The sequence below is a fragment of the Flavobacterium sp. WC2416 genome, assembly GCF_041200095.1.
Lineage (GTDB): Bacteria > Bacteroidota > Bacteroidia > Flavobacteriales > Flavobacteriaceae > Flavobacterium.
On sequence record NZ_CP165626.1, the window covers coordinates 2,605,451 to 2,626,413 of the forward strand.

Below are 20,963 nucleotides of genomic sequence, written 5' to 3' on the forward strand. Positions count from 1 at the left end.
ATACTATGAAAACAAATTTATCTAAGAATAAAATCTCATTTAATCGTATAAAATAAAAAAGCGCTCCTTTGCAGGAACGCTTTTTTATTTTATTATTTATTTAAATTTAGAAAATATATCTAATTCCAAATTGAGCTTGCCATCTAGACAACAAACTAGCGTCATAATTGAATGTTTTAGTTTGACTACCACTAAATGTATATGTTGGAATTTTTGTTGTTGGATCAACAGAAACACCTATTGGCTGCACACTTGTTGGAACTTGAACTAATCCCCAGTCAGAATTAATTAAATTCCCTAAGTTCAACACGTCTAAACTAAGTTGAATTGTATTCGTTTTGTTAGAACTAGAAGAAGGTTTAAAGTTGTAATCTTGCATTAATTTAAGATCCCATTTTCCTCTCCATGGAGACAAAGCACCATAGCGTTCTGCATACTGACCTCTTCTTCCGCTTAAATAATTATCTTGACTGATGAATTTATCAAAAGCCACACCTTGTCCAGCCCCAGAGAAAATCATTGTACTAATTTGAGCAGTAGTTGGAATATAAATTAAATCATTTCCAGATGCTCCATCATTATTGATATCTCCTCCGTAAGTATAGTTAAAACGTCCACCTTGAGCATATTCAAAAAATGTAGAAACTGTAGTTGCCCATTTGTCATTACCGTATTTCCATACTTTAGAAGCCACTCCAATAAAACGGTGTGTATCTCCATATTTAGAATTTGCTAAAACAGCATCATTCACATTTCCTAAAGCTGGATTAAATGAAAAAGCATCACCTGTAATTTCTGCTTCAATCGAGTTCACATCTTTTGATTTTAAATAGTTATATGCCAAACTAGCAAATAAACCATTGTCAAATGTTTTTTGAACTTTTACTGACGTATTAAAAGCACTTCCTTTATTTGTATTTGTTAATACATATCCATTAGTTCTTGCTGGAAAACCATAATCAGTCCAAACACCATAATCAGAATCGCCGTATATAGCTCTGTTATCAGCACCTGCTAAAGTACTAGTTGGTTTTTTCAATCCCCAGTTTTGAATGTGTACTCCATTTATATCTTTATTGTATGACATATCAACTGTAACAATAAAGTTATTGTCAAATTTATGATCAACTCCTATGCTTGTTCTCCAAACTTGAGGGAATTTAAAGTTTTCATCAACCACTTCATAGAAAAATGGATCAGTACCACCTACTTGATTACCTATCCACACAAATGGTAGTTTACCAGTAAAAATACCAGTACCTCCTCTTAACTGTGTCGTTTTATCTCCATTCACATCCCAATTAAAACCTAATCTAGGAGACCACAATAAAGCATTTCCAGGTAATTTTGTTGAATCAAATTTCTTAACACTACCGTCATTTGGATTGTAATATTCAATATTTGGAACATATCCTTCTGAATTATCTGTGTCAATAAATTTTTGAATTAATTTTGAAGTATTAAAGTATAAAGGCTTATCAGCTCTTAAACCGTAAATCAATTTGAAGTTGTCATTAATATTCCATTCATCTTGAGCATAAAAAGCCAATTGACCTACATTCAGTTCAGCTAAATTCCAACCACCATTTGAACCATCAGGAAGTTTGTTTTTTGTATCGTAGGTTGCTTGCGCATCAGCAATTGCAGACGCGTAATATCCACTTGCAATGTTAGCATCAAAACCAGCCATATCAGTACTACCAAACACATCAAAACCATATCCTTTAAGGTTAAAAGAGTTTTTAAAACTGAATTTTTCAAAAGAGAAACCAGCTGTAAAAATATGATTACCCTTTACAATATTTAAATTGTTTGTAATTTGAATTACTTTTTGATCCAATTTATTGTTGATAGAAAATGGTTCATGTCCAGCAATAATATATGGAGAACCATCTTTTGTTATATTAATTACTGGAGCTGGAGCAGAAAACGGGTCTCTAAAGTCATTGAAATGCGTATAACCCGCTTGTAGTTTATTAGAAACTGTTTCACTGAATTTTGAATTCAATTCAACCAAAAAAGAACTAATTTGATTATTTATTTGATATCCTGAATTTTGAAATTGCAATGTATTAGCATCAGGTCCTCTACGTAAAATTGCAGTAGGGTGTGCTGGCTTGTCTTTAGATGCATCTAAAAAATTATAGATAAATGCTAACTTATGATTGTCATTAATATTCCAATCAAACTTGATAATTCCTTTATTTGAATTAGAATTATGAGTAAAACCTTGATAAGCACCAGTATCATAACCTAATTTACCCAACTCTGTAGAAACATGCATTAAATCAGTTGCTAGCACTCTAGACTCATTTACATCTGTAGTTCCATTTCCATCGTTAGCAACAAAATTAGAACCTAAATCACTTCTTTGATCTATTTCATAATTTGCAAAGAAAAATAATTTGTTTTTAACAATTGGTCCACCAATGCTAAAACCAGCTTGAGTTTGCTCCAATGAAGGAACAAATATTTTTTCTCCTTTTATTTTATTACCCGTTAAATCTTGATTTCTATAGAAAGCATAAGCTGTTCCATGAAATTCATTCGTTCCTGACTTGGTAACGGCATTTACAGAAGCACCTGTAAATCCAGATAATGTTACATCATATGGTGCCGTAGCCACTTGAATTTGATCAATTGCATCAAGAGATATTGGTTGAGAACCTGTTTGCCCTCCTGGAGTAGCAGCGTCTAACCCAAAAGGATTATTAAACACGGCACCGTTCAAAGAGTAATTGTTGTATTTGTTATTTCTCCCACCAAAAGAACCACCACTTGCAGAAGGCTCTAAACGAGTAAAATCATCAGCTGATCTAGAAATCGTAGGCAAAGCCGACAATTCTCTTCTACCAATTGTAGTTTCAGCACCGGTTTTTCCACTTTGAAAAACTTTGTTCTTAGATCCTGTAATTTTAACTTCATTTAGTTGCTGACTTTCATCTTTCAGAAGAACATTTAAATTAAATGGTTTTCCTAATTCTAAGAAAATATCATTAAATTCCTGAGTTTGAAAACCAATAAAAGTCACAATAACTTTGTAAGGGCCTCCCACTCTCATATTCAACATATTATATCTTCCGTCTTCATTTGATAATGAAGAATACTTAGATCCTGTTGGAATATGAATTGCAAGCACAGTTGCTCCTGGAAGTGACTCTGTTTCAGAACTTTTTACAGTTCCCTTTATACTCGACGTAGTAGTTTGGGCTATCATGGAATGCAGACCAAAAACCAGAACCAAAAAAGTAATAATTTTTTTCATTTGTTATATTTTGCGTTATTTAGCGCAAAATTAGACAAAAAAAAATCACTCCGAAGAGTGATTTTTACATTTTATTAACAAACAGTTAACAAACTGTTATTATTCTGCGATAATTTCATAAGGTAATTCAACAATTACATCTCTATGTAAACGAACACTTGCAGTGTATTTACCAGTACGTTTAACGATACCGCTAGTGATGAATTTTCTGTCAATTACTTGACCACCTTTTGATAAAGCTTCAGCGATGTCAATATTCGTGATTGAACCAAATAATTTTTCTCCACCTGCTTTAGCAGTAATTTTAATTTCGATAGCTTTAATAGTTTCAGCTAATGCATTTGCATCTGCTACTACTTTAGCTTCTTTATGTGCTCTTTGTTTTAGGTTTTCAGCCAATACTTTCTTTGCAGAAGCAGTTGCTAATTGTGCGTGACCTTGAGGAATTAAAAAGTTACGACCGTAACCATTTTTTACCGTTACCACATCATCTTTAAAACCTAAATTTTGAACGTCTTGTTTTAAAATCAATTCCATGTTGTTGTCCTTTATTATAGAAGTTAGTCCCGATAGTTATCGGGACAACAAACTTTATTTTTAATATTATTTAAGTAAATCAGCCACGTATGGCATTAAAGCTAAGTGACGTGCTCTTTTAACAGCAACTGACACTTTTCTTTGGTATTTTAATGAAGTTCCTGTTAAACGACGAGGAAGAATTTTTCCTTGTTCATTTACGAATTTCAATAAGAAATCAGCATCTTTATAATCGATATATTTAATACCTGATTTTTTGAAACGACAGTATTTCTTTTGTTTGTTAGTTTCTATGTTTAAAGGTGTAAGATATCTGATATCCCCGTCTTTTTTTCCTGAAGCAGATTGTTGTAATGTTGCCATGATAATTAAGCTTTTTGAGATTTAAGTTTTGCTCTTCTTCTTTCAGCCCAAGAGATAGCATGTTTGTCAAGACTTACAGTTAAGAAACGCATAACTCTTTCGTCACGTCTAAATTCAGTTTCAAAAGCAATAAGAACTTCACCTGATACTTTAAATTCGAACAAATGGTAAAAACCACTTTTCTTGTTTTGGATTTCGTAAGCCATCTTTTTAAGACCCCAGTCTTCTTTAGATACCATTTCTGCTCCTCTACTAGTAAGAAAATCTTCAAATTTGCTTACTGTTTCCTTTACCTGAACATCAGATAAAACGGGATTTAAAATGAAAACAGTTTCATAATGATTCATAAATATATATTTATTTGTTATTTTGGGTGCAAAAGTAGTCTTTATTTCTGAATAACCTAATGTTTTTTCTATTTAATCGTTAAAAGGTAAAAAAAACAAGATAAAGTATAAATATTTTAAAATTTTAAATTATATTTACTATTCCAAATCTTAAATTATGAAATTATGAAACTAAACTGTGTCGTTGTCGATGATAGTTCTATACAAAGAATGATCATCGCAAAGTTAGTCAATAATCATCCAAACTTACACTTAATAGGAGACTTTTCTAATGCTATTGAGGCAAGAAGTTGTATGTCTATACATAATGTAGACCTAATATTTCTTGATATTGAAATGCCTGTTATAAGTGGTTTTGATTTTTTGGATGGATTAAAAATTAAACCACAAATCATTTTCATTACTTCCAAAGCGGAATACGCTATGAAAGCTTTTGATTATGATGCTACCGACTATCTTCAAAAACCTATTGCAATAGATCGTTTCAACGCTTCTGTTAAAAGAGCTGTAGATGTACATCTATATAAAAAGGATATTAAAGAAGAAGAAGGAGAACACATATTCATTAAAAGTAATTTAAAAAAACTAAAAGTTTTCACTGCTAAAATAAAATGGATTGAAGCTTTTGGTGATTATGTAAGAGTCGTTACTGAAGATGATAGTAATTTAGTTCTTTCTACAATGAAATCTTTTGAGAATGATCTTTCTAAAAAGAAATTTGTAAGAGTTCATAAGTCATATATTATTAATATTGATAAGGTAGAACGTTTCAATAGTAAGTTTGCTGAAATTGGCGTTACTAAAATACCTTTGAGTAGAAACAAAAAAGAAGATCTAGTAAAAGCCTTATCATTTGCATAAAAACTACTTTTAATAAAAATCTACATTTATCATAACTTTTATAGCTCTGTATTGAGCAACTGCATCAAAACTATTCAACATCTTTTGAATAGTTTTTTTTGTGTTTACTATAGACGAGTTTTGTGGAATTTTAATAATTATAGTTCTGATATACTCATTCCTAATTCTGTTTATTGCTGGCTCTTCTGGTCCAAGTACAGGTACATTCAAATTTTGACTTATAACTTGATACAACCACATTGCACCTTCTTTTAATTTATCAAAATCACGATGTTTTAAGGTGACTTTTATAATTCTAAAATAAGGTGGATATTTATAAATTTGCCTATCATACAATTGCTCATTATACATCCCTATATAATCATTCTTAGTAACTTGCTGTATGGTATTATGATCCGGATTATAAGTTTGAATAATTACTTTTCCTTGCTTACCAGATCGTCCTGATCTCCCTGAAACCTGCATCATCATTTGAAAACTTCTTTCAAAGGCTCTAAAATCGGGATGATACAACATATTATCTGCGTTCATGATTCCTACCAAACTTACATTATCAAAGTCCAATCCTTTGGCCAGCATTTGGGTTCCTACCAAAATATTAACTTCTCTGTTTTTAAAACTATCAATAATTTTTTCAAAACCAAATTTTCCTCTGGTTGTGTCTTGATCCATTCTACCAATTTTATAATCTGGGAATAAAATTGTCAATTCTTGCTGAATTTGCTCTGTTCCAAAACCTTTAGTGGTCAAATGAACACTAGAACAACTATGACAATGTGTAGGTTTTGCGATAGAATACCCACAATAGTGACAACGCAATTGATTTTTATGCTTGTGATACGTTAAACTCACATCACATTGCTGGCATTGTGGCACATGGCCGCAAGTCAAACATTCTAATAAAGGGGAATATCCTCTTCTGTTTTGAAACAATATTACCTGCTCCCCAATCGATACGGCATTAGTTATACTTTCAATTAAGACATCGCTAAAATGTCCATTCATTCGTTTTCTAAAATATTTATCTTTTAAATCAACCAGTTCAATATCAGGCATCATGACATTCCCATATCGTTTTGTGATTTCAACTAATCCATACTTTTCTGACTTCGCATTAAAATAGGTTTCGATACTTGGTGTTGCTGAACCCAACAAAACTTTAGCTTTATGAAAATTGGCTAAAACTATTGCAGCGTCCCGCGCATGATACCTAGGAGCAGGATCCATTTGCTTAAAAGTTTGCTCATGTTCTTCATCTACAATGATGAACCCTAAATTAAGAAAAGGCAAGAATAATGCCGATCTCGCTCCTATCACTATCTGTGCTTTTTCTGAATTTTGCAATACTTGATTCCAAACCTCAATACGTTCGTTATTATTATATTTCGAATGAAAAACAGCCACTTTATTTCCAAAATGAGCACTCAGTCTACTTACTAATTGTGTGGTAAGCGCGATCTCTGGTAACAAATACAAAACTTGTTTTCCTGAAAGAAGATACTCTTCAATCAATTTTATATAAATTTCTGTTTTACCACTTGAAGTTACACCATGCAAAAGACACACCTCTTTTTTATTAAAAGATGCTGTAATTTCATCAAAACCTTTTTGTTGAATTTCGCTCAATTGCAACTGATCCTCCTTACCATTCCCTAAAAAACTCACTCTGTCTTCTTGCAAATAATAATCTTCAAATATTTCTTTGTCAATCAATGCTTTTATAATTGCAGAAGTAGAATTAGCAGTATCTATTAATTTTTTTACTGTTAATGGCTTCTTTTCTGTAGCAAGTAATTGAAAATAAGTAAGAACAATCTCTTTTTGTTTATTCGCATTCTTAAGGGTTTCCAGCAATTCCCCTAAACCGTTATTAGATTCGTATTTTGAATGTAGCCGAACATACCGCACCAATTTAGGTTTATAGTTTTCCAACATTTCTTCTTGCAGCACTATAATTCCTTTATCAATCAGTTTCTGAATAACAGGAAAAATATTTTTCTTATTTAAAATTGATGCGATATCATTTATTTTAAGTGAAGATTGCAACTGTAGCGCCTGATAAATTAAATACTCTTCATCTGAAAGTAAACTTTCATCAACAAAATCAGTTGCTTTTTGAGATATTATAGTTTCACTTTCTAATAATAAAGCGCTTGGCATTGCCCCACGATATACATCCCCAATGGCACACATATAATAACTGGCAATCCATTGCCAATGCGCAATTTGAATTTCAGTAACAATAGGATTTTCGTCAAGAATTTGATGTATTTCTTTTGCTTCGTACAGGGTTGGTTTCTCTTGATGTTTATCTATAACCAGAGCGGTATAGATTTTATTTTTACCAAAAGGAACTGCAACTCGCATTCCTTTTTTAACATAAAGATACTCTGATTCCGAAACGCAATAAGTAAAGGTTTTAGCAAGGGAAAGCGGTAAAATAACTTCGACAAAAAAAAGCATTCAATAAAATGTTATAATTAAAAAAGACAAGAAGAAAAAGCTACTTCACTCTATACCAGTATTGTGTTCTTCCTAATAATGCAAATCCAATATAACCACGAATTTTAAGTTTTTCATTACTCTCTAAAACAATATAACATTTATACACTTTTCCAGTTTTAGGATCCATAATTTTCCCCGAATTATATTCGTTACCATCTTTCGAAAGTCCTTTTAAGATAGTCATGCCAATAATAGGTTTGTTATAATCTTCTCCACCACATTCATGACAAAGATCTTTTTTATGTTCTTTATCCAAAATATCAATTACTTTCCCATAAACTTTTCCTGATTTCTCATAAATTTCTATAATTGATTTGGCTTCACCGGTTTCATCATCTATTGTTTTCCATTTTCCCGTAACACTATGATTTTGAGCAAAAAAAAACGTACTAATAAAGAGTGCTATAATTGTAATTGTATTTTTCATGACTTTAATTTTTAATTTTGATTAAACTAAGATTGTAAAATTGCTTGTATCTCTAAAGGTTAAAATCAAAATAGTTCTTAATTTTAGTGACCACAACTATAAAGTTAGCTAAATTATTTCTGCAATTTTAGAACTATTATTTTTCTTTTTTAATTTATTTATCGCTGCATTCAATTCAAAACCTAATAATAATATCATGCAATTAATCCAAATATAAAACATTACGATTAACAAAGTACCTATTGAGCCATAAAGCTGGTTGTATTGTGAAAACCGTATTACCCAAATTCCGAAAAAATAAGAAGATAATTATCGTCAATATTGTTGTGAAAACGGAGCCTATTGATATAAATGCCCTCGATTTATCATGTTTGGTTCCAAACTTAAAAAGGATAGAAGTTGTAATTAAAATCATTAGAATTAAAAAACCATATCTCCCCATAACGATCAAAGGAATTTGATCATTTAGAACTTGATGCGCGTTTAATTTTTGAATAAAAACCTCAAAAACAACGATTATCGCAACCGTAAGTATCAATAAAATTGATAACAATACTGACATACCAACTGCTACAAAATATTGCTGAAAAAAACCTCTTTTCACTAATACATGACGAGAAGTTTCAAAACCTCCTAAAATAGCATTCAATCCATTTGCCATCAATAAAATAGACAATAAAAATCCCCAAGACAACAATCCTGAATGACTGTTGTGTAGAATATCATCAATAATATTTGCAATTGCATAATAAGTATTTGGAGGAACTCCTTCAGAAACAAATTTCAAAAAATCTTCTTGAAAACCTTCGATAGGAATATAAGGAATAAGATTTAAAATAAATAATGTAAAAGGGAATAATGCCATAAAAAAACTAAATGCAATAGAACCTGCACGATTAGATAAAGCTCCTTCAGCAATACCAATTCCATATAGCTCTAATAAGTCATAAAGCGTCAATCCTTCTAACCAAGGCAATTTTACCTTTTTTAGATAGCTGGCTAAATCCCTAAGTACTGGTATTCTTTGAATACTTTCTTCTATTTCTGCTGACATTAAATATAAATCACTTTAAAATTAAGTTCTTTTATTAGTTGCAATTCTATTTAAATCGCTTTTAAACTTAAATCCATGTTATAAATAGAATGAGTTAATGCTCCTGATGAAATATAATCAACACCACATTGTGCATAACTACGAATCGTATCTTCATTAATATTTCCCGAGGATTCTGTTAGACAGGAATCTCCTATCAAAGTTACCGCTTTTCTAGTTGTTTCATAATCAAAGTTATCTAGTAGAATTCTATACACCCCTTTACAGTCCAATATTTCTTTTACTTCCTCTATATTTCTGGCCTCCACTATAATTTTCAAATCACGGTTCTCTTTCTTAAGATACTCTTTTGTTTTAGCTATTGCTAAAGTAATTCCACCTGCAAAATCAATATGATTGTCCTTAAGCATAATCATATCATACAGAGCAAAACGATGATTCTCTCCACCTCCTATTTTTACAGCCCATTTTTCGGCTACCCGAAAACCAGGTGTCGTTTTACGAGTATCTAATATTTTTGTATTTGTTCCATCTAACAATTTTACGTAACTATTTGTCTTAGTAGCTATCGCAGACATTCTTTGCATCGAATTTAATACCATTCGTTCTGCCTTTAAAATAGATTGTGAACTTCCCGAAACATGAAAAACAACATCTCCATATTTAACTGGAGTACCATCTTCAATAAAAGTTTCAACTTTCATGTTTGGATCAACATAATTAAAAATCATTTTCGCAAATGCAACTCCTGCTATGATTCCATTGTCTTTAACTAAAAGTTTTGCATTACCTTGTGCTTCTACTGGAATACAAGCCAATGAACTATGGTCACCATCCCCTACATCTTCGCGGATAGCATTAGATATTAGTATTTGTAACTCGTCTTGAAATTGTGCTTCACTAATCATTTTTCAAAAAATTATATTTACTGCTAATGTAGTAGTTTTTTTGTGGATTGAAAAACTTGTTATAAAACCCTTTTCTAATAAATTACAACTTCTGTACTATCATTTTAATAAATCATTAAAAATAAGTACTTTAATAGAGCAACGTGGTGGCAGTAGGATTTAAATTCATTAAACCTAAAAATAATGTTTGAATTTATATTAGACTATTTTTCTTTAAAATGAAACTTTAGACTCTTGAAAATGAAACTAGAATAACCTACGCGCTCCATTTCTTTTTAATAAGTTAGTACTCTTCTAATTTCTATCAAAGATGAAATAGATCTCATAAACGCTAGGTACGATTACAGTAAACTTGTTAATTAAAAAATTGGTGTCAGTAAAGCTTGAAAGTCACACTAATACTCAAAACTACAAAAGGATTAGGCGTTTTAAGTAAATACAACGCGTAACAATTTTTAGCTATTTAAATAAAAAGGTGTTAATTTAGTCCCAAAGCTATATTTATGAAAGAAAACTTACTCTTTGTCATGCAACGTATAAAAGAAAAATTATGGTTCAGACCCTCAATTTTTTGTTTTGTTTCGATTTTAGCTGCTTTAATTGCTCAAATTGCCGATAGTACAAGACTACATGAAATTGTTCCGGATATTAAAACCGAATCACTATCTGAGTTACTCAATATAATTTCAGCAAGCATGCTTGTGATTGCCATTTTTACTGTAGGATCATGATATCCGCATTTGCTGCAGCAAGCAATACTGCTACACCCCGCTCTTTTAAATTAATTATCGCAGATGATGTTTCTCAGAATGCATTATCTGTTTTTATTGGCTCTTTTATATTTAGCATTGTTGCTCTAGTAGCGCTTAAAAATGGTTATTACGGCAGAGCAGGTTATTTCACACTATTTATTTTTACACTCTTATTTTTTAGTTTAGTAATTCTAACTTTCTTACGATGGGTAGAGCGAATATCTAAATTGGGCAGAATGGGACATACAATTCAATTAGTTGAAGACGCAACTACAAATGCCATTCAAAATCGCTTAGAATCACCTACTCTAAACGGAATTGCAGTCCATCCTTCAAAAAGCAAAGGGGAAGCCTTGTATAGCGACCTAACAGGCTACGTTCAACAAATTAACATGTCTGAATTGCAAAAAATAGCCAAAAAGATGGACGCCGTTTTTACTATAAATGCGATCCCTGGAAAACTCGTTTCCATAAATCAGCCCTTGTTATTTATTGCTTTAAAAAACAAAGAGGAAAAAATAGACTACAATACTATAAAAAATGCATTTACGGTTGGTAATATGCGTTATTTTGACCAAGACCCCCGTTTTGGTTTAATCACCTTAACTGAGATTGCTAGTCGAGCTCTTTCACCTGCTGTCAATGATCCAGGAACGGCAATTCAAATCATAAGTAGCCACATTAGACTGTTCTCCTTATGGAATTCCGTTAAAGAAACAATTCCAGTTAAAGAAGACCTTTTTGATCGTATTGCTGTTCCTCAATTAGAACTATCCGATTTATTTGAAGATGCGTTTAGACCTATAGCCCGCGATGGTGCATCAAACATTGAAGTAATGATCAGACTCCAAAAATGTTTTCAAATTCTTTCTAAAAATAGCAATACAGCGATTCAAAAATCTAGTTTTTATAATTCTAAACAAGCATTTGAAAGAGCAAAAATGGAAATGAAACTTGAAGCAGATATACTACTTTTAAAAGAAAACTGTTTATTTGTATAAAAGTCATAACTTTCCAATCAAATTATTTTATGTTTCGATCTAAAAAAAAATAGCACTATCCATCACCGTAAAAACTCTTATTCTAAGTTTTTTTGTGGTTCTTTTTGCTCAAAAAACAGTAGCACAACAAGATAGTATCAATAAAAAGAATGATTCGTTAAACACTTCCATAATTAAAAATTTCAATGAAAAATTGGCAATAATTGAAGGACAGCGTGTCAGTGATTCCATTAAAAAATCAGAATTAGAGACACAGCTTTTATCATTAAAAACAACCGATAATTTAAAAAAAGAAGCGCTACAAAAAGAATTAGAAGTATTAAATACGAAAGAATATAAAAGGCTTGCCGAAAAAAAAGCTCAAATTGATTCTTTGCGCTTAACCGCAAAAGGATACCCAGTAACTGGATTTTTCAACGATACCTTATTCACTATTTATAGTAAATTGGGAAGCTTTTCGGCAAAAGACAGAGCAGATGCCATAAGTGTTCGAATTAAAAATCTCTCTGATCAATTTAGATTTAAGGGTGACTCAATAAAAATTGTTGATGCCGAAACCACTATAGATCTAGTATATAAAGAAGGTATTATTATTAGCGTTTCTGAAAATGATGCGATTTGGAATAACAGTACCAAATTAGAATTGGCAAAAAAATATCAAGACATTATCAAGAAAGCTTTAGCTCTGTATAAAAGTGAAACTAGTGTGTCGACTTTAGCAAAAGAAATTGGATTGGCACTTTTAGTTTTAGTAATAATGTTTTTTTTAATATCAAATTTAAGAAGGTTTTTTCGCTGGACTGCACAAAAAATAGAACACGAAGAAAACAAACGCATTCAAGGAATTAAGATCCGAAACTTCACTCTATTTGATGCTAAACAGCAAGTAAATGCTTTATTGAACGTTAACACCACTTTAAAATGGGTTCTCATCTTATTATTAGTTTATATTGCTTTACCTATACTTTTTGGAATTTTTCCTTGGACAAAAGATTTCGCAGCTACTCTTTTTGGTTATATACTAAATCCTCTTAAAAAAATAGCTTTAGGTTTTTGGAATTATCTTCCTAATTTAATTACTATACTAGTTATCATTTTTGTATTTAGATATGTTTTAAAAGGAATTCATTTTCTAAAAAATGAAATCGAAAAAGGAAATTTAGAACTACCTGGTTTTTATGCCGATTGGGCAAACCCTACGTATCAAATTGTACGAGTAATCGTTTTTGCTTTTATGGTAGTGGTAATTTTCCCGTACTTGCCTGGTAGTGATTCTCCCGTTTTTCAAGGGGTTTCCGTTTTTCTAGGTTTCTTATTTACTTTTGGTTCAGCAGGATCGCTTTCGAATATCATTGCTGGTTTAATCCTTACTTATATGCGATTATTTAAAATTGGAGACCGAGTTAAAATTGGCGAAGTCGTGGGGGATATTATCGAAAAATCATTGTTGGTAACCCGAATTAGAACCATAAAAAATGAAATTATTTCTATTCCAAACTCAACTGTAATGAGTAGTCATACTATAAATTACAGTAGTGATGCTCCTGAAAAAGGATTGATTATCCACTCGACTGTTACCATCGGTTATGATGTACTCTGGAAAGAGATGCATCAAGCTTTAATAGATGCTGCCTCTAAAACAGAGTTTGTATTACAAGAACCAAAACCTTTTGTATTACAAACTAGTTTAGATGATTTTTATGTCTCGTATGAAATCAATGCATACATAAAAGAACCTAATAAACAAGCAGTTATCTATTCTAATTTGCACCAAAACATTCAAGATGTTTGCAATGAAAGAAACATTGAAATTATGTCTCCACATTATCGTGCAGCAAGAGACGGGAATAAAACCACAATTCCAGAAAACTATTTGGATAAAAATTATAAAACACCCCCTTTTAATGTGAATTTTAAAAATGACAACACTATTTAACGTTTCATTTTAAATTTTTAAACTTTAAAATAGCTAGAAACATTTTGTTTTATTCTTTTAATAAAACAAAATGTACTGCTAACATGTATTTATCAGCGGTTTTTTTTATTCTATTTATAACTTATATTTGTCTCAATTTTGAACAAAAAAAGTAAACTAAAAACAATGAGTTTCTAGTTTGTTAATATATAAATCAAGGTTATATCTTAAAAAAACGCTATGAAGTTATTATATACATTAATTTTTTCAGTTATACTTAATATTGGATATTCACAATCTTCAGTAAATCAATACTTCGAAAAAATTAGAAACAATGAAGCCGCATTGACCGCTTTCTTTTCTCAGATGCCAAAAGGTGGGGATTTACATCACCATTATAGTGGCTCAATTTATGCCGAACCCTTATTAGAAGATGCCATATCAGCTGATTTTTACTTAAATACAGCAACTATGCAAGTTCTAAAAGAAAAGCCTACAACTGGAAACTGGGAACTTTTTTCTACACTAAAAAGTCGCGGAGAATTGAATAGCTACAAACAAAAAATAATGGAAAAATGGTCCGTGAAGGACTACAATCATGTTGACTACCCTTCTGATAAATTATTTTTTGAATCTTTCGGTAAATTTAGTCCCGCAATAGTAGGTAATTTTGGACAAGGATTATTAGAACTAAAAAATAGAGCTATTACTGAAAATGTAAGTTATATTGAAACCCAACTTTCAACTATTCCTTCCAATATAAACACGGACGATCTAACTGATTTTAATGCTAAATTAAGAGCACTGGCTATAAATAGAGATGAAGCTGGAGTTACCCAACTACTCGATTCCATTTATGGAACTTTATTACAAAGGGACGCTGCCGTTTATGCCGAAGATTTCAACACCAATTTTGTCGCTAAATTGCATAATGATCTTAAAATTGACGATGATCGTTTCACCATGCGTTACCAAAACTTTGTATTGCGCTTTATGGAACCCGTTGACCTTTTTAAAAATTTAGTAGTTGCTTTCATTTCAGCTGATACGAGTTCGCTAATGGCAGGTGTAAATATCGTTTCACCTGAAGATGGCGAAACAGCAATGAAAGATTATTGGTTGCACATGGTGATGTTTAAGTATTGTCATTCTCAATTCCCAACAGTAAAATACTCCATGCATGCAGGTGAACTTACCTTAGGATTAGTTCAACCTGAAGATTTAACTTGGCATATTCGAGATGCTGTATATACAGCGGGAGCCTACCGCATAGGTCATGGTGTAGATATGGCCTATGAAGAAAAATCATATGAACTTTTACGATATATGGCTAAAAATAACATTGCGATCGAAATTAACTTAGTGAGCAATGAATTTATTTTAAAAGTAAAAGACAGTCGCCATCCTATAACATTGTATAAAGAATTTGGAGTTCCAATTGTAATCAGTACTGACGATGCTGGTATTCTTCGAACAAACATGACGGAACAATATGTGTTACTTGCCAAACGTTACAAGCAAGTTTCGTATGTCAATATCAAACAATATGTATATAACAGTATCTATTATAGTTTTATAAAAGACGAGCAATTAAAAAAACAATTAATATCAGATTTAGATTTACGATTTAAAACCTTTGAAGCTAATTTTCCTTCTAATTAAATAAAATATGATTTTAGAAACGGCAATTCTTTATGTAAAAAAAGGAGAAGAAAAACAATTTGAACATGATTTCAAAATTGCAGGTCAATACATTAGCGCAATAGATGGCTATCTTGGACACAGTTTAAGAAAATGTATCGAACAAGAAAATAAATATTTACTACTGGTAGATTGGGAGAAACTAGAAGACCATACTATTGCTTTTAGACAATCTGAACAATATTTAGAATGGAAAAAGCTACTACATCATTATTATGATCCTTTCCCTATAGTGGAACATTATGAAATCATTTTAGAAAAAATAAAACTAGCTTAACTCAAAAATCTTGATTGATTACTTTTGTAATCCTGTAAAAAATCAAAAATGAATATCAAACTCATCGCCATTGGCAAAACCGATAACAAAGCATTACAATCTTTAATTGACGATTACACGAAACGTTTGTCTTTTTACATCAAGTTTGATTTAGATATTATTCCGGATATCAAGAATGTAAAAAATTTATCGGAAAGCCAACAGAAAGAAAAAGAAGGGGAATTAATTTTGTCCAAAATTGCACCAACAGACCAACTTATTTTATTGGATGAAAATGGAAAAAACTTCTCTAGTGTGGGTTTTTCAGAGGAATTGCAAAAGAAAATGAATTCTGGTGTAAAAACATTAGTTTTTGTTATTGGAGGACCTTATGGTTTTTCGGATACCGTTTATGCTTCTGCAAAAGGTAAAATCTCGCTTTCGCAAATGACTTTTTCTCATCAAATGGTTCGTTTGTTTTTTATCGAACAATTGTACCGTGGGTTTACGATTTTAAGAAATGAACCGTATCATCATCAGTAGTTTTTAGTTTCAAGTTTTCTTTGTTTAAAGTTTGAAGTTTAGTAGATGAATTCTTGGGGCACTTCTTTATTAAAAGTGTCTAATTCTTTTATCAAAATCTTAATTTGTAAATATTCTTCAAAACTCATGTTTTTATCGAAAACTAAAATAATTTTTGGATTTACTGCGTAATTAATACTATGTATATAATCTACAACTTCATTTGTTTTCATTATAAGATTATCAATTAAGATAGAATCTGATTGCTTTTTAAAATTCAATATTAAACCTCCATTCAAAGGCTTCGTTATTTTATAATACACATTTGTAAAAGGAATAAAAGCCATATTTTTACCTATACTATCTGCATAGGAATAGTAGTTTTCGGCTTTTTCATTTTTATGTGCTTTTTCTTTGCGTTTTTTGTCTTGTAGTTTCATAACCTCCGGAATCACGATTCGTAAAGGCAAACGCTTGTCTATATTCAGAATCCAATTGGTAGTGATAATACTGTTTTTTCTATTGACCTCGGCTAGAGTGTCTTTATCTTTAGTTCTAAAAAAAATATAAATAGGTGAATGATCTTGCACATCCTTTACGATCGTAACATTCGATTTTGGCAATAAGATATCCTCTTTGTTTCCGCACGAAAGAAATAAAAACACAACAATCAGGCTTAAATATTTCATATTTAAAAATTCAATTTTTCATATAATTTCACACACTCAACCGCTTCTTTTACGTCATGAACTCTCAATATATTTGCACCTTTTGTCAGTCCAATTGTATTTAGAAAAGTGGTTCCATTTAGAGCTTCATTAGCAGTTGTTTCTAATACTTTATAAATCATAGATTTTCTAGAAATTCCTACCAATAATGGCAAATCTAACATTTGAAATAATTCCATTTTTTTCATCACCTCATAATTTTGCTCCAATGTTTTAGCAAAACCAAAACCTGGATCAATAATTAAATCATTAATTCCAAAACTTCTAGCTTTGGCAATTTTTTCAGAAAAATAAAAAAGCATTTCTTTGACAATATCATTATAACTTGTCATGGTTTGCATCGTTTTAGGTGTACCTCTCATTTGCATCATGATGTAAGGAACATTATACTCTGCTACAACTTCAAACATTTTTTCATCTAGGTTGCCTGCGGCAATATCATTAATAAGTGCAGCACCATTTTCTAGAGAAGCCTTTGCAACTCCAGCTCTAAAAGTATCAATAGAAAGTAACGTTTCTGGATACTGTTTTAAAATTAATTGAATGACAGGAACAATTCGGGCAATTTCCTCTTCTTCAGTAACAAACTCCGCATTAGGCTTACTAGAATAGGCACCAATATCTATAAAAGTAGCCCCCTCATTTAGCATTTTCTTAACCTGAGAAAGTATTTCATTTTCATCATTGTACTTTCCTCCGTCAAAAAAAGAGTTAGGCGTTACATTTAAAATTCCCATCACTTTTGGATGCGCTAAATCAATCAGTTGCCCTTTACAATTTATTGTCATTACTTCTTTATTTAAAGTTTCTAGTTTAAAGTTTAATGATCTTGACCAATAAAACGGATGCATTCCTGCAACTTTAAACTTTAAACGCTAATTTTTTTTAAATTTTATCCCTATTTTTGAGAAAATTTTAGACAAATATACATCAATAATGAAGAATACTTCTCAAGAATATGATAACATAGTCGCAATTTGTCGATCACTATTTATCAATAAAATGAAAGATTATGGAAGTGCTTGGCGCATATTAAGACTGCCATCATTAACCGATCAAATTTTCATCAAAGCACAAAGAATTAGAAGTTTACAAGAAAATGAAATCCGTAAAGTCGACGAAGATGAAACCGGTGAATTCATAGGAATTATCAACTATTCGATAATGGCATTAATTCAATTAGAATTGGGCGTAGTCGACCAACCTGATTTGAATGTTGAAAAAGCTACCGAATTATATGATGCCCAAATTAAATTAACCAAAGAATTAATGGAAGCCAAAAATCATGACTACGGTGAAGCTTGGCGTGAAATGCGTGTGAGTTCTTTGACCGATTTAATTTTACAAAAATTACTTCGAGTAAAACAAATAGAAGATAATAAAGGGAAAACCATCGTATCTGAAGGAATTGATGCCAATTATCAAGATATGATTAACTATTCGATTTTTGCACTTATATTAATGAATTTTAAAGGAAAATAATGAAAAACTTAATTACTCAATTCTCTAGGATTTTCGTAGGATTACTATTTATTATTTCAGGATTAATAAAACTAAATGACCCTGTAGGTTTCTCTTATAAATTAGCCGAATATTTTAGTGAACCTGTATTTAACATGCCTTTTTTAGTGCCATTTGCTTTAGGTTTGGCCTTGTTTCTAGTAATTGTAGAAGTGGTTTTGGGTGTCATGTTACTCATTGGATATAAATCAAAGTTTACTATTTGGAGTTTGCTTCTTATGATTGTGTTTTTTACTTTTTTAACATTCTATTCTGCTTATTATGATGTGGTGAAGGATTGTGGTTGTTTTGGTGACGCACTACACTTAACTCCATGGCAATCATTTGCTAAGGATATTGTTTTATTGTTTTTTATATTAATTTTATTCATCAACAAACGACTAGTAAAACCTTTATTTCAAAATAGCATACAAAATATTATTGCCTATGCAAGTATTCTTTTATGCATGCTGATGGCGGTTTGGGTACTAAATCACTTGCCTATTATTGATTTCCGACCTTATAAAGTAGGAAACAATATTGAAAAAGGAATGGAAATTCCAGAAGGCGCTCCAAAATCCGTTGTGGAAATGACTTTTATATACAAAGTGAATGGTGTTGACAAAGAATTCTCAGAAAATGATTTGATGAATCTGCCTGAAGGAGCTGAATTTGTTGATAGAAAAGACAAAGTTATCACTGAAGGTTACGTTCCTCCTATTCATGATTTTACGATGATGAAAGACGATTCAGACTATAAAGAAGAATTGTTACAAGAACCTAAATTATTGATGATTGTTACTTATGATTTAATTACAGCTGAAGAAGGTGGTATGGTAAAACTAGAAAAGTTAAATCAAGAAGCTACTGCTAAAGGATATAAAGTAATAGGGATGACGAACTCCTCTTTAGAAGAAATTGCTAAAGCAAAGAAAAAATACGGACTTCAATTTGACTTTTATACATGTGACGCAATAGCCTTAAAAACAATTGAAAGAGCAAATCCTAGTATTGTAATTCTTGAAAAAGGAACTATCAAACAAAAAGTGCATTATAATGATATTAAAGATTTAAAGTTGTAATAATATAGGTTTTACAAATTGCTATTAATTTGATTCTTTAAAAAAAATAATTTATGCAAAATTTATTTAAAATTTTATTGCTAGTCTTAATGGTTGTATTTGTAGGATGTACCAATCAATTAGAATCAAATCGAAAATTATGTTTCACTCCACCAAGTGGTTTTAATTTTGAAATTGTAAATAAAACTTCAGGAGAAAATCTATTCACAAATGGAACGTATCAATCCAATCAAATTACAATAATTGACTTATCAAACAATAGCAAAGTGCCTTTTACATTTATTGCGGAAAACGGACAAAACATCATCAGTATCCATACTATTGGTTGGAAAACAGAAAAAATAAATTATTCTATTACAATACAAGAAAAAGCACTTTTTAGTTTATATGTAGATGCATCCAGAATAAGTGATGGTTGTAGTTACACCGAATTTAATGAAGTTGCCATAAAGAATTCTGATTTTGAATTCAATCAAAATACAGGAATTTATAAAATTTTTGTTCCGTAACTAATTCTGAAAAAAAAACGAATAAGCCACGTATGAACTCAAATCATCGTGGCTTTTTTCAATCGTTTTGTGTCTATTTTGTTATTTTTACTAACTATATCGATATTGTTTTTGTAATTTCAAATTCTATTTTCAAAAAATGATATTCTATATATTACTTTCCAATTGTTTGTTTAACTTTACTAAAATTTTTATTTAATGAAAAAAATACTGGCTCTATTCGTTGCATTCGCTACATTTTCATGTTCAAATGCACAAAAAACGGAATTTACAAAAGAAGCATTATCTGAAACATTATTAACTCCAGAAGGAAACCAAGTAGCTTTTCAAGATATAATCAAAAAAGCGGAAGGAAAAACGGTAGTTATTGAAATTTGGGCTTCCTGGTGTGGTGACTGTGTAAAAGCAATGCCAAAAATAAAAGAATTACAAGCCAAAAATCCTGATGTAGCCTACATATTCATTTCAATGGACAAAACAGCTGATAAATGGATCGCAGGAATTGAAAAACACGAACTTAAAGGGGATCATTATATGGCTAATGATCAAATGAAAGGTGTTTTTGGAAATGCTATTGATTTAGATTGGATTCCAAGATATATTATCCTTGACAAAACAGGAAAAATAGTTTTATACCGAGCAATTGAAACTGATTTTGATAAAATCAATGCCACATTAGCTAAATTAAAATAAACGTTACACAATAAAGAACTAAAAACAAATATTGAAA

The 20,963-nt window shown here is 30.9% G+C and carries 20 protein-coding genes and 1 pseudogene; 11 read left to right on the plus strand and 10 right to left on the minus strand.

Translation table 11 applies throughout. From position 1 onward, the window contains the following. Positions 1-106: 106 nt before the first annotated feature. From AB3G39_RS11070 to rpsF, 4 genes are all read right to left on the minus strand, one after another. Entirely contained in the window at positions 107-3,265 is a 3,159-nt protein-coding gene (locus AB3G39_RS11070) for a carboxypeptidase regulatory-like domain-containing protein (RefSeq protein ID WP_369765165.1), read from the minus strand. 99 nt (positions 3,266-3,364) lie between these two features. After that, entirely contained in the window at positions 3,365-3,802 is a 438-nt protein-coding gene (gene rplI / locus AB3G39_RS11075) for a 50S ribosomal protein L9 (protein WP_367769578.1), read from the minus strand. Between the two features lie 66 nt (positions 3,803-3,868). Beyond that, complete coding sequence (rpsR, locus tag AB3G39_RS11080; protein WP_066077030.1) at positions 3,869-4,165, minus strand: 30S ribosomal protein S18; 297 nt, start codon at positions 4,163-4,165, stop codon at positions 3,869-3,871. A 5-nt stretch (positions 4,166-4,170) separates the two neighbouring features. Then, positions 4,171-4,512, minus strand: coding sequence for a 30S ribosomal protein S6 (rpsF, locus tag AB3G39_RS11085; protein WP_072944700.1), 342 nt, complete (start codon positions 4,510-4,512; stop codon positions 4,171-4,173). A gap of 165 nt (positions 4,513-4,677) precedes the next feature. On the opposite strand from rpsF, the gene AB3G39_RS11090 reads away from it, so the two are divergent. Next, positions 4,678-5,373: a LytR/AlgR family response regulator transcription factor gene (locus tag AB3G39_RS11090; RefSeq protein WP_367752803.1), complete on the plus strand. Its 696-nt coding sequence runs from the start codon at positions 4,678-4,680 to the stop codon at positions 5,371-5,373. 9 nt (positions 5,374-5,382) lie between these two features. On the opposite strand, the gene priA is transcribed toward AB3G39_RS11090, so the two are convergent. From priA to nadC, 4 genes and pseudogenes are all read right to left on the minus strand, one after another. Continuing rightward, complete coding sequence (gene priA / locus AB3G39_RS11095; RefSeq protein ID WP_369765166.1) at positions 5,383-7,836, minus strand: primosomal protein N'; 2,454 nt, start codon at positions 7,834-7,836, stop codon at positions 5,383-5,385. A gap of 40 nt (positions 7,837-7,876) precedes the next feature. Further along, complete coding sequence (locus AB3G39_RS11100) at positions 7,877-8,305, minus strand: DUF2147 domain-containing protein (RefSeq protein WP_369753702.1); 429 nt, start codon at positions 8,303-8,305, stop codon at positions 7,877-7,879. A 108-nt stretch (positions 8,306-8,413) separates the two neighbouring features. Then, positions 8,414-9,359, minus strand: a pseudogene (locus tag AB3G39_RS11105) (YihY/virulence factor BrkB family protein). 50 nt (positions 9,360-9,409) lie between these two features. Further along, positions 9,410-10,267 (minus strand): carboxylating nicotinate-nucleotide diphosphorylase, encoded by an 858-nt coding sequence (nadC, locus tag AB3G39_RS11110; RefSeq protein WP_369765167.1) that lies wholly within the window; start codon positions 10,265-10,267, stop codon positions 9,410-9,412. A gap of 503 nt (positions 10,268-10,770) precedes the next feature. On the opposite strand from nadC, the gene AB3G39_RS11115 reads away from it, so the two are divergent. The 6 genes from AB3G39_RS11115 (at position 10,771) to rlmH (ending at position 16,435) form a co-directional block, all read left to right on the plus strand. Beyond that, the gene (locus AB3G39_RS11115) at positions 10,771-10,998 is read left to right on the plus strand and encodes a DUF2254 family protein (protein ID WP_369769352.1); all 228 of its coding nucleotides are present in this window, start codon (positions 10,771-10,773) and stop codon (positions 10,996-10,998) included. Beyond that, the gene (locus tag AB3G39_RS11120; protein ID WP_369769353.1) at positions 10,995-12,020 is read left to right on the plus strand and encodes a DUF2254 domain-containing protein; all 1,026 of its coding nucleotides are present in this window, start codon (positions 10,995-10,997) and stop codon (positions 12,018-12,020) included. The genes AB3G39_RS11115 and AB3G39_RS11120 overlap by 4 nt, the downstream gene beginning before the upstream one ends. Positions 12,021-12,114: 94 nt before the next feature. After that, entirely contained in the window at positions 12,115-13,956 is a 1,842-nt protein-coding gene (locus AB3G39_RS11125) for a mechanosensitive ion channel family protein (RefSeq protein WP_369769354.1), read from the plus strand. Between the two features lie 219 nt (positions 13,957-14,175). Further along, entirely contained in the window at positions 14,176-15,597 is a 1,422-nt protein-coding gene (locus AB3G39_RS11130) for an adenosine deaminase (RefSeq protein ID WP_367769563.1), read from the plus strand. A gap of 7 nt (positions 15,598-15,604) precedes the next feature. Further along, the gene (locus tag AB3G39_RS11135; protein WP_367769560.1) at positions 15,605-15,913 is read left to right on the plus strand and encodes an antibiotic biosynthesis monooxygenase; all 309 of its coding nucleotides are present in this window, start codon (positions 15,605-15,607) and stop codon (positions 15,911-15,913) included. A 48-nt stretch (positions 15,914-15,961) separates the two neighbouring features. Further along, positions 15,962-16,435 carry a 23S rRNA (pseudouridine(1915)-N(3))-methyltransferase RlmH gene (gene rlmH, locus AB3G39_RS11140; protein ID WP_367769557.1) on the plus strand — a complete coding sequence of 158 codons (474 nt, stop codon included), beginning with the start codon at positions 15,962-15,964 and terminating at the stop codon, positions 16,433-16,435. Positions 16,436-16,473: 38 nt separating this feature from the next. Here the strand turns inward: rlmH and AB3G39_RS11145 are convergent, their stop codons facing one another. Together AB3G39_RS11145 and folP are read right to left on the minus strand one after the other, a co-directional pair. Next, positions 16,474-17,103 carry a hypothetical protein gene (locus AB3G39_RS11145; RefSeq protein ID WP_369765170.1) on the minus strand — a complete coding sequence of 210 codons (630 nt, stop codon included), beginning with the start codon at positions 17,101-17,103 and terminating at the stop codon, positions 16,474-16,476. Positions 17,104-17,105: 2 nt separating this feature from the next. Beyond that, the gene (gene folP, locus AB3G39_RS11150; RefSeq protein WP_367769553.1) at positions 17,106-17,930 is read right to left on the minus strand and encodes a dihydropteroate synthase; all 825 of its coding nucleotides are present in this window, start codon (positions 17,928-17,930) and stop codon (positions 17,106-17,108) included. Between the two features lie 148 nt (positions 17,931-18,078). Between folP and AB3G39_RS11155 the strand changes: the two genes are divergently transcribed. From AB3G39_RS11155 to AB3G39_RS11170, 4 genes are all read left to right on the plus strand, one after another. Beyond that, complete coding sequence (locus AB3G39_RS11155) at positions 18,079-18,624, plus strand: DUF1599 domain-containing protein (RefSeq protein WP_367752779.1); 546 nt, start codon at positions 18,079-18,081, stop codon at positions 18,622-18,624. Then, positions 18,624-19,724 carry a BT_3928 family protein gene (locus AB3G39_RS11160; protein ID WP_367769550.1) on the plus strand — a complete coding sequence of 367 codons (1,101 nt, stop codon included), beginning with the start codon at positions 18,624-18,626 and terminating at the stop codon, positions 19,722-19,724. Before AB3G39_RS11155 ends, AB3G39_RS11160 begins: the two co-directional genes overlap by 1 nt. Positions 19,725-19,777: 53 nt before the next feature. After that, positions 19,778-20,233, plus strand: a complete 456-nt coding sequence (locus tag AB3G39_RS11165) for a hypothetical protein (RefSeq protein WP_369765171.1) — start codon at positions 19,778-19,780, stop codon at positions 20,231-20,233. A 198-nt stretch (positions 20,234-20,431) separates the two neighbouring features. Next, the gene (locus tag AB3G39_RS11170; RefSeq protein ID WP_367769544.1) at positions 20,432-20,926 is read left to right on the plus strand and encodes a TlpA family protein disulfide reductase; all 495 of its coding nucleotides are present in this window, start codon (positions 20,432-20,434) and stop codon (positions 20,924-20,926) included. Positions 20,927-20,963: the final 37 nt, after the last annotated feature.

Bases quoted from the DNA above. Each gene is read 5' to 3' on its own strand.
- AB3G39_RS11070 (WP_369765165.1), bottom strand. From the start codon at position 3,265: ATGAAAAAAATTATTACTTTTTTGGTTCTGGTTTTTGGTCTGCATTCC.
- rplI (WP_367769578.1), bottom strand. From the start codon at position 3,802: ATGGAATTGATTTTAAAACAAGACGTTCAAAATTTAGGTTTTAAAGAT.
- rpsR (WP_066077030.1), bottom strand. From the start codon at position 4,165: ATGGCAACATTACAACAATCTGCTTCAGGAAAAAAAGACGGGGATATC.
- rpsF (WP_072944700.1), bottom strand. From the start codon at position 4,512: ATGAATCATTATGAAACTGTTTTCATTTTAAATCCCGTTTTATCTGAT.
- AB3G39_RS11090 (WP_367752803.1), top strand. From the start codon at position 4,678: ATGAAACTAAACTGTGTCGTTGTCGATGATAGTTCTATACAAAGAATG.
- priA (WP_369765166.1), bottom strand. From the start codon at position 7,836: ATGCTTTTTTTTGTCGAAGTTATTTTACCGCTTTCCCTTGCTAAAACC.
- AB3G39_RS11100 (WP_369753702.1), bottom strand. From the start codon at position 8,305: ATGAAAAATACAATTACAATTATAGCACTCTTTATTAGTACGTTTTTT.
- nadC (WP_369765167.1), bottom strand. From the start codon at position 10,267: ATGATTAGTGAAGCACAATTTCAAGACGAGTTACAAATACTAATATCT.
- AB3G39_RS11115 (WP_369769352.1), top strand. From the start codon at position 10,771: ATGAAAGAAAACTTACTCTTTGTCATGCAACGTATAAAAGAAAAATTA.
- AB3G39_RS11120 (WP_369769353.1), top strand. From the start codon at position 10,995: ATGATATCCGCATTTGCTGCAGCAAGCAATACTGCTACACCCCGCTCT.
- AB3G39_RS11130 (WP_367769563.1), top strand. From the start codon at position 14,176: ATGAAGTTATTATATACATTAATTTTTTCAGTTATACTTAATATTGGA.
- AB3G39_RS11135 (WP_367769560.1), top strand. From the start codon at position 15,605: ATGATTTTAGAAACGGCAATTCTTTATGTAAAAAAAGGAGAAGAAAAA.
- rlmH (WP_367769557.1), top strand. From the start codon at position 15,962: ATGAATATCAAACTCATCGCCATTGGCAAAACCGATAACAAAGCATTA.
- AB3G39_RS11145 (WP_369765170.1), bottom strand. From the start codon at position 17,103: ATGAAATATTTAAGCCTGATTGTTGTGTTTTTATTTCTTTCGTGCGGA.
- folP (WP_367769553.1), bottom strand. From the start codon at position 17,930: ATGACAATAAATTGTAAAGGGCAACTGATTGATTTAGCGCATCCAAAA.
- AB3G39_RS11155 (WP_367752779.1), top strand. From the start codon at position 18,079: ATGAAGAATACTTCTCAAGAATATGATAACATAGTCGCAATTTGTCGA.
- AB3G39_RS11160 (WP_367769550.1), top strand. From the start codon at position 18,624: ATGAAAAACTTAATTACTCAATTCTCTAGGATTTTCGTAGGATTACTA.
- AB3G39_RS11165 (WP_369765171.1), top strand. From the start codon at position 19,778: ATGCAAAATTTATTTAAAATTTTATTGCTAGTCTTAATGGTTGTATTT.
- AB3G39_RS11170 (WP_367769544.1), top strand. From the start codon at position 20,432: ATGAAAAAAATACTGGCTCTATTCGTTGCATTCGCTACATTTTCATGT.